The sequence below is a fragment of the Streptomyces canus genome (assembly GCF_030815415.1).
In the GTDB taxonomy this organism is placed as follows: Bacteria; Actinomycetota; Actinomycetes; order Streptomycetales; family Streptomycetaceae; genus Streptomyces; species Streptomyces canus_F.
In genome coordinates this window covers 2,225,260-2,239,627 of sequence record NZ_JAUSWW010000001.1, presented here as the reverse complement: position 1 = coordinate 2,239,627, position 14,368 = coordinate 2,225,260, and the positions used below count along the sequence as shown (strand labels likewise).

Sequence of the window (14,368 nt, the reverse complement as noted above, 5' to 3'; positions counted from 1 at the left end):
TCTCGAAGCCAGGGCGGGGCGGCGGAGCGCACCCGTCGGCGGCACCCGTTCGGGTCAGGTCACGCCTTGCGGGCGACCCCCGCGTAGACGGGCACGATGCCCTCCGCCTGGGCGGCCACGTCCTCGGGGCCCGGGCGCCAGCCGGAGACCGGGATCACGCCGGGGCCGAGCAGTTCCAGACCGTCGAAGAACCGCGAGAACTCGGCCAGCGACCGCGGGTAGAACGGTGTGCCGCCGGCCCGGAAATGTTCCGCGGCCCTGGCGATCGCCTCCGGGCTGAGGTCGGGGGTGACCTGGGACAGGATCACGAAGCTGCCGGGCGCGAGTTCGGCGACGTACCGCGCGAGCAGGCCGTACACGTCGTCGCCGTCGGGCTCGCCGTCCAGGTAGTGGGTGAGCGCCACCAGGGACAGCGCGACGGGCCGCGCGAAGTCCAGGGTCTCCGCGGCCAGCCGCAGGATGGTGCCGGGGTCCCGGACGTCGGCGTGCACGTAGTTCGTGGCGCCCTCGGGGGTGCTGTGCAGCAGTGCCTGGGCGTGCCGGAGGACGATCGGGTCGTTGTCGGCGTACACGACCCTCGACTCCGGGGCGACCTGGTGGAGGTTCGGCTCGGTGGGGATGCCGGTGCCGATGTCCAGGAACTGGCGGATCCCGGCCTCGGCGGCCGTCCGCACCGCCCGGTGCATGAACCGGCGGTTGGCGCGCGCCCCGCGCACCGCGGTGCCGTCCGTGGCGAGGATCCTGCGGGCCAGCGCCTCGTCCACCGGGTAGTTGTCCTTGCCGCCCAGCCACCAGTCGTACACCCGCGCCGGATGCGGCCGGCTGGTGTCGACGGTGGTGGGCGCGGCTTCGGATCCGGATCCGGTCATGCGGTGTCTTCTCCTCGGTGCGCGGTGCCTGACGGGGTCTGCTCGCAAGTCGTCGGGGGATGACGGGAAGGTTGCCGTGCGCGGCCCGAGTGGTGCGTGGCTCAATAGGTCGCGCGGCGCTCCCGCAGGATCTTCTTGGTGCGCTCGGCCGACGCGGCGCGCGCCGTCATGTGGTCCAGGACCTCCAGATGCGCGGAGACCTCCGCGCGGGAGTCCAGGTACAGGGCGCCGGTCAGATACTCGGTGAACGCCATGTCGGGCAGTTCCGGCTCGGCGAAACGGAACAGCGAGAAGGGCGCGTACGTCCCCGGGTGCGGGCCCGCGGCGAACTCCGCGATCTGCAGGGTGACCCGGTCGCGCTCGGCGAACTCCAGGAGTCTGTCGAGCTGTTCCCGCATGATCTCGCCGCCCTGTCCGACCGGCCGGCACAGCACCGTCTCGTCCATGATCACCCACAGGTGGGGCGGATCGGGCTTCTCCAGAAGCTGCTGCCGGGTCATCCGCAGGGACACGTGCCGCTCGATGGTGTCGCAGCCCTGCTGCGCGATCGTGCCCGCCTCCATGACGGCGCGGGCGTACGCCTCGGTCTGCAACAGGCCGGGCACGAAGTGCGGTTCGTAGGAGCGGATGATGCGGGCGGCACCCTCCAGGCTCACGTACAGGCTGAACCAGTCCGGCAGTACATCGTGGAACCGCTGCCACCAGCCCGGCTGGTTCGCCTCCTCGGCCAGCGCGACGAAGGCGTCCGTCTCCTCCTCCGCGACGCCGTACGTGGACAGCAGCAGCTGCACGTAGGGGATCTTCAGCGCGACCTCGGCCATCTCCATGCGCCGTACGGTCGCGGGAGCCACACGGAGGACTTTCGCGGCCTCCTCGCGCTTGAGCCCGGCCGCCTCCCGCAACTCCTGGAGCCGTCTGCCGAGCACCACCTGACCCACGGTGGGCGCAGGCCGCCGCTCACTCACGCCACGCCTCCCCTACGCGCCGAAGTATGCAGGGCAGTGTGCCACGTTCCGCTTCCGGTCTCACAGGGTCGGGGGTGAGGCGCTCACCACGTGTGGCATTACTTCGGGGGTAATCGACCGGCCGGGCCCGGGACGGGATCGTGGTGACACCGGGTTCCGGGCCGGCGCACTCCGGTCCGGAACCCGGGTCCCGCCCTTTCTCCGTGCCTCAACTCGACCCCGTCGGAGGGTGATTCGCCATGTCCGCCGCCCAGCTGTCCGCCCTTGTCCGCACCGGCGACCCGCACACCGCGCTGCGACGCTTCCTCGCCCTCGACGCGGTCGTCACCGGCGCGAACGCCCTCGCCTACCTGGCCCTCTCCGGGCCGCTGGGCCGCCTGTCGGGGGTCGACTCCACGCTGCTGCTCGCACTCGGCGCGTTCCTCGCGGTGTACGCCGCGGCCGTCGGCCTGCTGGCCTCCCGGGCCCGCCCCGCCGCGCTGCCGGTCCGGGCCGTCGTCGAGATCAACCTCGCCTGGACCGCGGTGAGTTGCCTCGCTCTGGTCCTGTGGCTCACCCCTTCGACGGCGGGCGCCGTGTGGACCGTCGTGCAGGCCCTGACCGTCGCCGGGTTCGCCGTCCTCCAGTACCTGGCTCTGAAGGCCCGTCAGGACACCAGCGACTGAAGGTACTTGACCGTCGCCGGGTCGGCCGGGAGGAACGTCTCGATGGCCAGCTCGGCGACGGTCACGTCCATGGGGGTGTTGAAGGTGGAGATGGAGGAGATGAACGACAGCACCCGGCCCTCGTGCTCGATCAGCATCGGCAGCGCGAAGTACGGTGCCTCTTCCAGCGGTTCACCGGAACCGGCGTCCGGCACGGGATACGCCGCCACCTCCTCGTACAGCTCCCGCAGCGGCTTTGAGCGGTGCAGCGCGATCTGCCGCTCCATCTGCGCGAGCAGATGCCCGCGCCACTCGCCGAGGTTGCGGATCCGGGGGGCCATGCCCTCGGGGTGCAGCGTCAGCCGCATCGCGTTCAGCGGGGGCTCGAGCAGCGACTCCGGGATGCCGTCGAGCAGCATGAGGATGCCCCGGTTGGCCGCGAGCACGTTGTACATCGCGTCCAGCACCAGTGCCGGATACGGCTCGTAGCCCTGGATCAGCCGCTCCATGCCCGCCCGGACGGAGTCCAGCGCCGGGTCGTCCAGCGGGGTCTGCGAGTAGCGCGGGGCGTAACCCGCCGCCAGCAGCAGCGCGTTGCGCTCCCGCACGGGGACGTCCAGATGCTCGGCCAGCCGCAGCACCATCTCCTCGCTCGGCCGGGAGCGGCCCGTCTCGATGAAGCTGATGTGCCGGGCGGAGGAGTCGGCCCGCAGCGCCAGCTCCAGCTGACTGACCCGGCGCTGCTCGCGCCAGGCCCGCAGCAGGGGGCCGACGCCCTTGTCGGCGGCAGTGGTGGTCATACGAGGACCGTAGACGACGAGGCGGCACGCCGGGCAAGAGAACCGGGCTGACCAGGGCTTCGGTGGGCTCCGTGTGGCACGCTGAAGGAGAACCCGCAGTCCAGGAAGGAGCAGCGTCATGCCCCTCGAACCGCTGTCGCAGAAGGACATCGAGGACCGGCTCGCGGAACTGCCGGGCTGGTCGCTCGACGGTGACCGCCTCGCCCGTTCCTACCGTCTGTCCTCGCACTTCGCTGCCACGGCGATGGTCGTCCACATCGCCCGGGTCCAGGAGGAGCTCGACCACCACTCCGACCTCACGCTCGGCTACAACACGGTGTCCCTGACCGTGAACACGCACAGCGTGGGCGGCGCGGTGACCGAGAAGGACTTCGAACTCGCGCAGAGGGTGGAGGCGCTCGCCCCCGGCCACGGAGCCCGGTGAGGTGCTGGACTACGACAAGGAGGCCGACGCCTACGACATCACCCGCGGCGGCGAACCTCGCGCCGCCGCGGCCGCCGACGCCGTCCTGGGCCTCGTCCCCGAGGTCGCCCGCCGCCTGCTCGACGTGGCCTGCGGCACCGGAATCGTCACCCGGCGGCTCGCGAGCGCACGGCCCGCGCTGCGGGTCGCGGGCGCCGACCTGGCGTACGGCATGGCACGGACGGCCGCGGCCCGCCTGCCGGGGACGATCGTCCTCGCGGACAGCCGCCGACTGCCCTTCCCCGACGGGGTGTTCGACGCAGTGACCAGTGTGTGGCTGCTGCATCTCGTCGACGCCGAGGACGTGCGCAGCATCGTCGCCGAGTGCGCCCGGGTGCTGCGGCCCGGCGGTGTGTACGTCACCACCGTCGACAAGGCGGCCGCGCACGACGTCGGCAGCGACATCGACGCCGTCCTCGCCCCGCGCCCCCGCCGGCCCGCCCCGGACGCCGAGCCCCGCGTCGAGGCACACGCCGCAGCGCAGGGCCTGGTGGACGCCGGGCGGGCCCGGTTTCCGGGCCGGGGGCAGGGCCGCAGCCCTCGCCGGACGGCCGCTGACCTGCGGCGCGGCTGGTTCACCCTGCTGCCGCCGGGCGACCCGCGCACCGACGCGCTCGCCGCTCGCCTCGAGGCCCTGCCGGACCAGGACCGGCCGCGCGCCGACCCGGTGTTCGCGCTGCGGGCCTTCAGGAAACCCGGGTGAACTCCATGACCCAGTTGGTCAGCCAGGTGTCCCCGCCGTCGAGTGAGAAGGCCTGCTCCCAGCGGGCCCCGGTGTCAGAGACGTCGGACCAGACGAACCGCACCCGCACGTCCTTCCCGTCGTGCGTGTCGTCGCCGTGGAACTCGCCGCGGTCGCCGTCGAACCGGCCGAAGACCGGCGGGAAGAGGGTGCCGCTGTGACTGGAGGCCCAGTTCAGCGACCACTGCCCGCTCTCCCGGTCGAACAGCCGCAGGGTCGCGCCCTTCGCGGCGAGATGCGGCATGTCGATCTCGTCGACGTTGGCGGCGCCGTCGAACAACGGCCAGCAGCGGCTGGTCGCCGGGAACTCCTCCCAGGCGCTGTCCGGGTCGAGGAAGTCGGTGCGGCGGCGGTTGCGGACCTGCCACTCGCCGTGGAAGAAGTCGAAGTCGTGCGGGCTGCTCATGCGCGGTCCCCCGTGGTTCCCTCGGGCAGGGAGTCGGCCAAGTAGGCGGCCAGGTCCGGGACTTCGGGGGCCAGCAGATGCCGCACCCACGCGTCTCGTTCGTGCAGGATCGGCGGGAGCTCCCAGACACAGCCGATCCACGGCAGGTCGGGCCTGATGAAGTGGGTGGGGTCGCGGTCGGGGCAGCCGAGCACGGGCTGCCCGGCACAGGCGCCGCGGAAGTGCAGGACGTTGTCCCACACCCAGCTGTAGGCGTTGAGGTAGGCGCCGTCGTCGCCGCCCCGGTGCAGGACGACGAAGGTCGCGGGCGGAGTGCCGTCCGGCTCAGGCAGCAGCTCCGGGAGGATCTCGTACGCCGCCTTCTCCACGTCGGGCGCGATGCCCGCCGGGTCGGCGGTGACGTGGTAACGCTTGATGTGCCGGCCGTCCACCTCGATGGGTGGGGGGACGGTGAGGAGTTTCTCGGTGAAGCTCATGCCGGGACGTTAGGGCCGCTTCACTGACATCCTCTGTCAGTGAAGTCTGGGATTCTGTGGGGGTGAAGTCCAGTCGGCTCGTCTCGATCCTGCTTCTGCTCCAGACCCGGGGGCGGATGACCGCCGCCCAGCTCGCGCAGGAGCTGGAGGTGTCGGTGCGTACGGTCTACCGGGACGTGGAGGCGCTGAGCGCGGCCGGGGTCCCGCTGTATGCCGACGCGGGCCACGCCGGCGGGTACCGGCTGCTCGACGGCTACCGCACCCGTCTGACCGGTCTCACCGCCGACGAGGCCGAGGCGCTGTTCCTCGCGGGTGTGCCCGGTCCGGCCGCCGAGCTCGGTCTGGGCTCGGTGCTGGCGGCGGCGCAGCTCAAGGTGCGGGCGGCGCTGCCGGTGGAGCTGCGGGCGCACGCCGACCGGATCAGCGGGCGCTTCCATCTGGACGCACCCGGCTGGTACGCGGAGGCGGAGGAGACGCCGTATCTGCCGGCGGTCGCCGACGCGGTGTGGAACAACCGTGTACTGAATATCGTATACCGTCGTTGGCGTGCGCCGACCGATGTGGAGCGTCGGCTGGAGCCGTACGGGCTGGTGCTGAAGGCGGGGCGCTGGTACGTCGTGGCCGGCCCGGGGCCTCGCACCTTCCGGGTCGACCAGATTCTCCAACTCACTGTGACCGAGGGAGAGTTCACGCGCCCCGGCGACTTCGATCTGGCCGCGTACTGGGCGGCCCATCAGCGGGATTTCCACGAGCGGCTGTACCGGGCCGAGGCGGTGGTGCGGCTGGCGCCGGGCGTGACGCTCGCCAGAGCGGCCGACGTCCGTACCGACGAGGACGGGGGGACTGTGGCCACGGTCCCCATCGAGTCCGTCGACCACGCCCTGGGGGAGTTCCTGCGCATGGGCACGGACATCGAGGTCCTCCAGCCGCCCGAGCTGCGCGAGCGGCTCGCCCGCACGGCGGCGGAACTGGCCGAAATGTACGGCAACCCGAGCGCGCGCGGCGGCCACTGAGGAACGGAACCCGCACGTCCTCACGGACTCCGTCCGTCCTCCCAGGAGGTACGTCTCGTGCAGCACCCGCACCCGCAGCCGCCCCCACGCCGCAGACGAAGGGCCGTCCTGTCCGCGCTGACCGCCGCCACGGCGCTCGTCGCCGCCGGTCTCACCCAGCTCGCCACCGGAACGGCCGAGGCCGCGACCGCCCGGCAGGTGGAGGCACTCGACCGCGGCGTCGTCAGCGTCCACACCGACGCCGGCAACCTGGTCAGCTGGCGCTGGCTCGGCACCGACCCGAACGACGTGTCGTTCAACGTCTACCGGGCCGGTACGAAGGTCAACTCGACGCCCGTCACCGGCTCCACCAACTACTTCCACTCCGGCGCCCCCTCCCAGGCCGACTACACGGTCCGCGCGATCGTCGGCGGTGTGGAGCAGGCCGACTCGGTGCACGCGATCCAGTTCCGCACCGGCTACAAGGACGTACCGATCAGCCCGCCCGCGGGCGGCACCACCCCCGACGGAGTCGCCTACACCTACGAGGCCAACGGCGCCTCCGTCGCGGATCTCGACGGTGACGGGGCGCTGGACTTCGTGCTGAAGTGGCAGCCCACCAACGCCAAGGACAACTCCCAGTCCGGCTACACCGGCAACACGATCCTCGACGGCGTCAAGCTCGACGGCACCCGGCTGTGGCGCATCGACCTGGGCCGCAACATCCGTTCCGGCGCGCATTACACACAGTTCCAGGTGTACGACTACGACGGCGACCGCAAGGCCGAGGTCGCCGTGAAGACCGCGGACGGGACCGTCGACGGGACGGGCGCGGTGATCGGCAGCTCGTCGGCGGACTACCGCAACTCCAGCGGGTACGTCCTGTCCGGACCCGAGTACCTGACCATGTTCAACGGCCAGACCGGCAAGGCGATGCAGAGTGTCGATTACGTGCCGGCCCGCGGCACGGTGAGCTCGTGGGGAGACGGGTACGGCAACCGCGTCGACCGCTTCCTGGCGGGCACGGCGTATCTGGACGGCGCCCGGCCCTCGCTGATCATGGCGCGGGGCTACTACACCCGTTCGGTGCTCGCGGCCTGGGACTGGCGGGGCGGAACCTTCACCCGCCGCTGGACCTTCGACACCAGTTCCTCCACCAACTCCGGCAAGGGGTACGACGGTCAGGGCTCGCACAGTCTGTCCGTCGGGGACGTCGAGAACGACGGCAAGGACGAGATCGTGTACGGCGCGATGGCCGTGGACGACAACGGCAACGGTCTGTGGACCACGAAGACGGGCCACGGCGACGCGCAGCATCTGGGCGACCTGGACCCGTCGACGTCCGGCCTGGAGTACTTCAAGGTCTCGGAGTCGTCCTCCCAGCCCGCCGAGCTCTACATCAACCCCGCGACAGGCGCGGTCCGTTGGAAGCTTGCCGCCTGCTGCGACAACGGCCGTGGGGTCGCGGGTGACATCTACGCCGGCAATGACGGCGCGGAGGTCTGGTCCGCCTCCGACTCGTCCATCCGCGACGAGGGCGGCGCGACGAAGGGCCGCGAACCGTCGTCGGTCAACTTCCTCTCCTGGTGGGACGGCGACACCACCCGCGAACTCCTCGACGGCACCCACATCGACAAGTACGGCACCTCCTCCGACACCCGCCTGCTGACCGGCGCGAGCGTCCACTCCAACAACAGCACCAAGGCCACCCCGTCCCTGTCCGGCGACCTCTTCGGCGACTGGCGCGAGGAGGTCGTCTGGCCGACCTCCGACAACACGGCCCTGCGGATCTACTCCACGCCGTACGAGACCACCACGAAGATCACGACCCTGCTCCACGACACCATGTACCGCACAGGCCTGGCCTGGCAGAACACCGCCTACAACCAGCCCCCGCACCCGAGCTTCTTCATCGGCAACGGCATGCCCACGGCACCGAGGCCGACGGTCTACACCCCCTGACCTGACCGACATACAACGAGGCCCCGTCCGGGAGCGGACGGGGCCTCCTCGTGCGCGGTCCGCTCAGAGGACCGTGCAGGACTGGTCACCCAGCTTGAACGCCGTCGGTTTCGTGTTTGTCCCCGACCAGTTCCCCGTGAAGCCGAAGCTCACGGAGGAGCCCGCCGCCACGTTCGCGTTCCAGGTGACGTTCTTCGCCGTCACCGCCGAACCCGACTGGGTGAACTCGGCGTTCCACAGCTGGCCGATGGTCTGGCCGCCCGGGAAAGTCCAGCCGAGTGACCAGCCGCTCCAGGCGCTGGAGCCGGTGTTGCTGAGCTGGACGTCCGCCTGGAAGCCGCCCGACCACTGGCTCGTGATCTTGTACGTCACCGCGCAGGCACCCGTGGGCGTCGGCGTGGGGTCGGTGCCGCCACCGCCGCCACCGCCCGCATCGGAGGAGTCGCCGTAGATGACGCCGCGGCCGTTGGTCGACGCATAGACCCGGCCGTACACTCGCGGATCACCGGTGATCGCGTCGCCCGTCCAACCCCACTGGTGGGCATCGTCGTTGATGCGCGTCCAGGTCGAACCCTGGTCCGTGGAACGGAAGATGCCGCGTACGCCCCCGATCTTCGCGCTGGTGTAGAGCGTCTGGTACGACGCCCCCGTCGCCGCCTTGCCGAAGCCGACGGTGTCGGCCTGCTCGACGTTGGACAGCTTGGTGAAGGACGTACCGCCGTTGGTCGAGTGCCACAGCCCGTACGCGCCGTCCGTCGCGCCGCCCGCCAGCCAGACGTCACCCTTGGTGCCGGGCAGTGCCTTGAACCGGACGCTGTCGCCGCTCGGCAGCCCGGTGGCCGCCGAGGCCGTGAAGGTCGCGCCGCCGTCCGTACTGACGTAGAACTTCCCGGACTTGAAGCCGTAGAAGGTCTTCGCGTCGACCCGGTCGGACTCGACGATCGCCCCGGCCGGGATGCCGCTCGACGCCGCCCAGGACGAGCCGAAGCCCGTCGTGTACTGCACACCGGTGCCCGCCGGGCTCCACACGAAGCGGCTGCCGTCCGAGGCCGCCGCGACCGTGCCGCCGCCGCTGACCCCCGAAGGGTCGCTCCCGCCGAACCAGTTGGCGCCGTTGTCCGTCGAGAAGGCGATGTGCGGGCCCGCGTCGAGGTTGCCGGCCCGGACCACCGTGTTCGGGTTGGACTCGGCGAAGTCCAGGCTCGTCGTCGTGGTGAAGTTCGGCTGGGTGTACATCATCGTCGGCACCTTGGTCAGGTCCGTGTGCCGGAAACCGCCGATGTCCCCCAGAGCGCTGAAGAGTTGGGCGCCGCCGGACGGCGGCGAGGCGAGGTCGAGGACCGCGGTCTCCTCCAGGCCCTGCGCCATCGGCTTGATGGTGAACTGGCTGCCGGAGTCCCAGTTCGTGAGGTTCTCCGTACCGTAGACCGTCGCGCCCGTCCCGTACATCATCCGGCTGGAGTTGAACGGGTCGATCTCCAACGCCTCGGTCATCCAGCCGAGTTTCGGCGCCTGCTCGGGTGGCGAGGGGTTCGCGCCCCAGGTCAGCCACGGCGACGACGAGACGTCCATCGTGAAGCGGTTCGAGCGGTTGGGGTACGAGGAGTAGTCCCAGGCGCGCGTCCAGGTGGCGCCGCTGTCGGTGGAACGGAAGATCTGGGTGTCCGGCCACCAGGAGCTGTACGCCGTGGCCATCACCGTGCCGGGATCCTGCCGGTCGACGCTCAGCCCGCTGAAGCCGTAGTACGTGTCGGCCTCGGCGACCGGGCTGATGTCCGTCCACGTACCGGTCGAGGTCGCGTACCGCAGCAGCCGGCCCTTGCCGCCGTCGTACGGACCGCCCTTGTCGCTGTATGCGATGTACAGATAGCCGTTGACGGTATCCAGTACGCCCTTGTGCGCGAGGTATCCCGTCGGCTGCCCGGCCAGCCGCGACCAGCTCGCGCCCCCGTCCGTCGAGCGGTAGACCGCGTTGTCCTTGTCGGCCACCCCGACGTAGATCGTCTGTGTCGCGTTGCCCGAGGCCCCCGTGCGTTCGTCGAAGGTGACCCAGACGATGCCCTGGTTGTCACTGGCGTAGCCGGACGTGTCGCTCGGATCCTGTACGTAGTTGCCGACGTTGGGGAAGTTCGCGACCTGCGACCAGGTCACGCCGGAGTCCGTCGACCGCCACAGGCCCTTGCCGCTCGGTGCGCCCAGGTACAGCACGCTGTTCTTGTTCGGGTCGATCGCCAGCCGCTCGCCCATGCCGCGCCCCGGCATGTTGCCGCCCAGCTTGAACGGCAGATCGGTCTTCTGCCAGCTCGCGCCCCGGTTGGAGGAGCGCAGGATCGCCCCGTTCCCGGGGTCCCAGCTGTTGGTGTACGTGCCGACCGCCGCGTACACCCGGTCCGGGTTTACGGAGTCGGAGGCCAGGCTCGCCACCCCCGTGTGCCCCCAGTCGTCCCAGCCGACCGAGTCCAGCAGGGGCGTCCAGGTCTTGCTCGACTGCACCCAGCGGTAGGCGCCGCCGATGTCGGTGCGGGCGTAGGCCAGGTTCTTCTCACTGCGGTTGAAGACGATGCCGGGGACGAATCCGCCGCCGTCGATCCGGGCGTTCTTCCAGGTGTAGGTGTCGGCGGCGAGGGCCGTTTTCGGACTGTCGGCGGCCAGTGCGGGCGGGGTGCCCGCGAGCAGGCCGGCCGCGAGCGCCAGCACGGCCGTGAGGATGCGTGTTCTTCGCACGGGGGTCCTTTCCGGGACGTGGGGGGAGGAGGGGAAAGTGCGAATAGCAAGCGCTTGCCATGTGAGGTGAGAGGTGCCGGGCGACCCCCAGTGCGGGAGGGGGCCGCCCGGCGAGTCGGCCTCGCCGTCAGGTGGCGAGACCTCGTACGCGGAGCCGTTAAGCGGTTCCGGAGAAGGGGCGGTGCCCCCCGCGCCCTGTCAGGGACGCGGGGAACCGCGCGACCAGCCGCAGACGGCCCGCACGTCGACCACCGGCCTTCTCGTGGAACGCTTCGCGGGGGCTATTCGAGAAGCTCCGCGTACGAACCCATGGCCAGGGCGATGTCCGCCTGGGCCCAGAACCGGTGGTACGTGAACGACGGCACCGCGCCGCCCGCGAGATACGCCTCGATCTTCGACCACGCCGGATCGTCCTCGTAGAACGACCGAATCGAGTCGAAGGTCGACGACGAGTTGATCGCGTCGCCGTTCGGCATGGTGCCGGTCCAGCCGCTCGGGATGTAGACGCCGTCGTCGAACCGGTTGTAGTCGGCCCGGTTCTCCGGCACCGCGATGCCCAGGGCGTCCTGGTGGTTGTCCCACATGCCGTCCAAGAGCGCCTTGGCCGTCGTCGCGGCGGCCGTGTCACCGGAGCGGTCCGCGTAGTACGTCAGGGTCTTGGCGTACGCGGCGGCCACACCGACGTCGTTGGTGTAGTCGGCGACGGTGACGTGAAGTCCGCTGTTGGAGCCGGGACTTGACGCGTTCCAGGTGTCGGGCTGGCCCGACCACTGGAGGGTCGACGGGATCTGGTAGGTGCCGTCGGGGTTGATGGTGGTGTGGTCCAGTGCCCAGTCCACCCACTTGTCGAGGACGGTCTTCGCGGCCGCGTTCCCCGTCTGCTGGTAGTACTCGGCCACCCGCTCCATCGACCACGCCTGGAAGCCGAACCACTGGTTGGACGGCGGGTCGTGGTAGACGGGCTGCTGGTCGTAGTACATGCCGTAGAAGGTGGACTTGCCGGCCGGCGGGGTCGCGTAACGGCCCGCCCAGCTGTTGGTCGCACCGCCCGCGATGGCGCCCTCGTTGGACTGGAGCCAGCGGTAGAACTCGATCTGCCGGGTCAGCGAGGTGCCCCAGTCGGCGGCACCCGTGCTCGACTTGGGCTTCAGGTCGGCGTAGGCGCTCAGCGCGTACGCGGCCATCGGGTTCTGGTAGCCGCCGTGCGTATGGCTGGAGCCGATGCGCCAGGCCCAGCCCGCCGAGGTGTCGGTGGCGCCGCCCCAGGCGTAGTACCAGGACATCAGGTACATCGAGGCGTCCTTGCCGGTCCCGGCCGCACAGGTGGTCGGACCGACGCAGTTGCCGATCTTCTTGAAGTACTTGTCGTACATCGAGTAGCGCAGGTAGTCGCCCATCTTCGCGGCTTTGGCGACGGTCGCGGAGATCTGGCTGCCCTTGCCCTGGGCGTCGGCCCACTTGTCGGCCCAGTACGCGGCCTGCACCGCACGCGCGTCGGCGTCCGGGGCGTTGGTGAACTTCCACTGCTTGGCGTAGGAGGCGTCACCGGTGAAGAGGTCCAGGTACCCGTTCTTGCCGCCGTACTTGAAGGCGTCACAGGTCGGCTGCGGCACCGTCTCCCACACCGACTCCTGCGCACCGCGCTGGAAGGTGTTGATGTACGACGGGCCGGTGTCCGTGGGACCCGCCTCGCACTTGCCGGGCGCGTTGCCGTAGCCGTAGACGTTGTCGACGTCCTGCAACCAGTGCATACCGTAGACATCGTCCGTACCGTAGGCGCTCTTCAGTTCACCGGCGATCGGGTCCGAACCGACCGACACCCCGGTGTCCAGCTTCGCCGGATACTCGTTGGGCGTGTCCAGCTCGGGCGCGTACGTCGCCGGCTTCGAGGCGTTGTAGAAGGAGTTGGTCGGCTGGTCGGCGTGCGTGGGGATCATGTACTTCTCCATGATGTCCCAGGCACCGTTGAACTTGGTCCAGTCGCCGGTCACCTTGCCGTACATGGCCTGCAGCCAGAGCAGGTAGCTGTACGCCTCGGACGTGGTCTCGTGACCGTGGTCCGGCGCCTCGACGATCAGCGTCTCCACCGAGTGATAGGGGATGCCCTCGGGTGAGAAGTAGCCGTTCGCCGGGTTGGTGATCTTGCCGTACAGCTCCAGGAAACGGGCGTCGTACTCGCCCGCCGCCTCGATCTGCGTGACCGTCACCGACGCCTTGGCGTGCCCGGTCGCCGTCGACTCGAAGGTCGCGGCTCCGGTGCCGGAGGAGTCGGCCGTGATGGTCACGTTCTGGGCGGTGTTCCAGTTCGACGGGGTGAAGGTCAGGGAAGCCCCGCCGGTCACGGACAGGCCCGAGTTGCCGCCGGTGCGGGCGGTCGTCACCGTCACGTTCGCGGACGGCTGCGTCGACAGCTTCACCGCGAACGTGCCCGTCTCGCCCTGCTGCACGGCGAGTTGGGTCGCCGAGGCCACGATGGCGGGGCCCGAGACGACCGTGATGCCGACCGGTGTGGACTCCGCCGACGCGCCCAGGCTGTCGTACGCCTTCGCCAGCAGCGAATGACTGCCCACGGTCAAGCTGGAGGCCGAGAGTGAGTACGGCGAGGTCGTGTCGGTGCCGAGCAGCGTGGTGTTGTCGTAGAACTCCACCTTGCTGATCGTCGCGCCGTCGGCGGCCGCGGCGGTCGCCGCGAGCGGGACGGCGTTGCCCTGCGTGTAGACGGCGCCCGCAGCCGGGCTGGTCAGCACGGTGATCGGCGGCTGGTGCGCGCCGGTGCAGGTGGTGCCGTTGATCGCGAAGGACTTCGGGGCGGCGTTGGTGCCGCTGTAGGTGAACTGCGCGCCGGTGGAGACCGCGGCGCCGGCCGCGATGTTCCCGTTGTAGCTCGCGCTGTTCACCGTGACCGTCTGGCCGGACTGGGACCAGGTGCCGTTCCAGCCGTTCGACAGCTTCTGGTTGCCGGCGTAGGCATACGTCAGGGTCCAGCCGCTGATGGCGTCCGTACCGCGGTTCGTGATCGTCACGTCCGTGGTGAAGCCGGAGCCCCAGTCGTTCGTCTTGTAGTCGACGCTGCACTGAACTGCCGCTGCTTGTGCGGGAGTTGAAGCCACACTCAGCATGGCGAACGGCAGAGCCAGGGCGGCTGTGACAGCCGTCCATAAGCGCCGGACAGTCCGGCGTCTCCTTCTCGGTGCCATGTGCTGGTTCCTCCTTGCGGCTCGGAGAAGTCAAGGCTTGAACCAGTGGGAGCGCTCCCATAGTGAGGATGAGGGTGAGAGGGGTCAAGATGCTTGAAGAGTCGAAAAGATTCGATGAATGTGGTTGA

General features: G+C 70.0%; 12 protein-coding genes. 5 read left to right on the top strand and 7 right to left on the bottom strand.

The genetic code is table 11. The features are described from left to right. Nucleotides 1-59 precede the first annotated feature (59 nt). Nucleotides 60-869 (bottom strand): SAM-dependent methyltransferase, encoded by an 810-nt coding sequence (locus tag QF037_RS10450; RefSeq protein WP_307023887.1) that lies wholly within the window; start codon nt 867-869, stop codon nt 60-62. Between the two features lie 101 nt (nt 870-970). Next, nucleotides 971-1,834 (bottom strand): helix-turn-helix domain-containing protein, encoded by an 864-nt coding sequence (locus QF037_RS10445; RefSeq protein WP_307023886.1) that lies wholly within the window; start codon nt 1,832-1,834, stop codon nt 971-973. A 239-nt stretch (nt 1,835-2,073) separates the two neighbouring features. On the opposite strand from QF037_RS10445, the gene QF037_RS10440 reads away from it, so the two are divergent. Then, the gene (locus tag QF037_RS10440; protein WP_307023885.1) at nt 2,074-2,499 is read left to right on the top strand and encodes a hypothetical protein; all 426 of its coding nucleotides are present in this window, start codon (nt 2,074-2,076) and stop codon (nt 2,497-2,499) included. Here the strand turns inward: QF037_RS10440 and QF037_RS10435 are convergent. Continuing rightward, nucleotides 2,481-3,278, bottom strand: a complete 798-nt coding sequence (locus QF037_RS10435) for a helix-turn-helix domain-containing protein (protein ID WP_307023884.1) — start codon at nt 3,276-3,278, stop codon at nt 2,481-2,483. The genes QF037_RS10440 and QF037_RS10435 overlap by 19 nt on opposite strands. A gap of 118 nt (nt 3,279-3,396) precedes the next feature. On the opposite strand from QF037_RS10435, the gene QF037_RS10430 reads away from it, so the two are divergent. Continuing rightward, nucleotides 3,397-3,702, top strand: coding sequence for a 4a-hydroxytetrahydrobiopterin dehydratase (locus QF037_RS10430; RefSeq protein ID WP_307023883.1), 306 nt, complete (start codon nt 3,397-3,399; stop codon nt 3,700-3,702). Between the two features lies 1 nt (nt 3,703). Further along, nucleotides 3,704-4,444, top strand: coding sequence for a class I SAM-dependent methyltransferase (locus QF037_RS10425; RefSeq protein WP_307023881.1), 741 nt, complete (start codon nt 3,704-3,706; stop codon nt 4,442-4,444). On the opposite strand, the gene QF037_RS10420 is transcribed toward QF037_RS10425, so the two are convergent. Further along, the gene (locus tag QF037_RS10420; protein WP_307023879.1) at nt 4,428-4,889 is read right to left on the bottom strand and encodes a hypothetical protein; all 462 of its coding nucleotides are present in this window, start codon (nt 4,887-4,889) and stop codon (nt 4,428-4,430) included. The two genes, QF037_RS10425 and QF037_RS10420, sit on opposite strands and share 17 nt — an antisense overlap. Then, on the bottom strand, nt 4,886-5,365 hold the full coding sequence (locus QF037_RS10415; protein WP_307023877.1) for a hypothetical protein: 480 nt from the start codon (nt 5,363-5,365) through the stop codon (nt 4,886-4,888). The genes QF037_RS10420 and QF037_RS10415 overlap by 4 nt, the downstream gene beginning before the upstream one ends. Nucleotides 5,366-5,427: 62 nt before the next feature. Here QF037_RS10415 and QF037_RS10410 point away from each other — a divergent pair, with 62 nt between their 5' ends. After that, nucleotides 5,428-6,378 (top strand): helix-turn-helix transcriptional regulator, encoded by a 951-nt coding sequence (locus tag QF037_RS10410; RefSeq protein ID WP_307023876.1) that lies wholly within the window; start codon nt 5,428-5,430, stop codon nt 6,376-6,378. Nucleotides 6,379-6,435: 57 nt separating this feature from the next. After that, a complete protein-coding gene (locus tag QF037_RS10405; RefSeq protein ID WP_307023874.1) occupies nt 6,436-8,319 on the top strand; it encodes a rhamnogalacturonan lyase in 1,884 nt (627 codons plus the stop codon). Nucleotides 8,320-8,382: 63 nt separating this feature from the next. On the opposite strand, the gene QF037_RS10400 is transcribed toward QF037_RS10405, so the two are convergent. Further along, a complete protein-coding gene (locus QF037_RS10400) occupies nt 8,383-11,043 on the bottom strand; it encodes a cellulose binding domain-containing protein (RefSeq protein ID WP_307023871.1) in 2,661 nt (886 codons plus the stop codon). Nucleotides 11,044-11,324: 281 nt separating this feature from the next. After that, on the bottom strand, nt 11,325-14,240 hold the full coding sequence (locus QF037_RS10395) for a glycoside hydrolase family 48 protein (RefSeq protein ID WP_307023869.1): 2,916 nt from the start codon (nt 14,238-14,240) through the stop codon (nt 11,325-11,327). Nucleotides 14,241-14,368 lie beyond the last annotated feature (128 nt).

Bases quoted from the DNA above. Each gene is read 5' to 3' on its own strand.
- QF037_RS10450 (WP_307023887.1), bottom strand. From the start codon at position 869: ATGACCGGATCCGGATCCGAAGCCGCGCCCACCACCGTCGACACCAGC.
- QF037_RS10440 (WP_307023885.1), top strand. From the start codon at position 2,074: ATGTCCGCCGCCCAGCTGTCCGCCCTTGTCCGCACCGGCGACCCGCAC.
- QF037_RS10435 (WP_307023884.1), bottom strand. From the start codon at position 3,278: ATGACCACCACTGCCGCCGACAAGGGCGTCGGCCCCCTGCTGCGGGCC.
- QF037_RS10430 (WP_307023883.1), top strand. From the start codon at position 3,397: ATGCCCCTCGAACCGCTGTCGCAGAAGGACATCGAGGACCGGCTCGCG.
- QF037_RS10420 (WP_307023879.1), bottom strand. From the start codon at position 4,889: ATGAGCAGCCCGCACGACTTCGACTTCTTCCACGGCGAGTGGCAGGTC.
- QF037_RS10415 (WP_307023877.1), bottom strand. From the start codon at position 5,365: ATGAGCTTCACCGAGAAACTCCTCACCGTCCCCCCACCCATCGAGGTG.
- QF037_RS10395 (WP_307023869.1), bottom strand. From the start codon at position 14,240: ATGGCACCGAGAAGGAGACGCCGGACTGTCCGGCGCTTATGGACGGCT.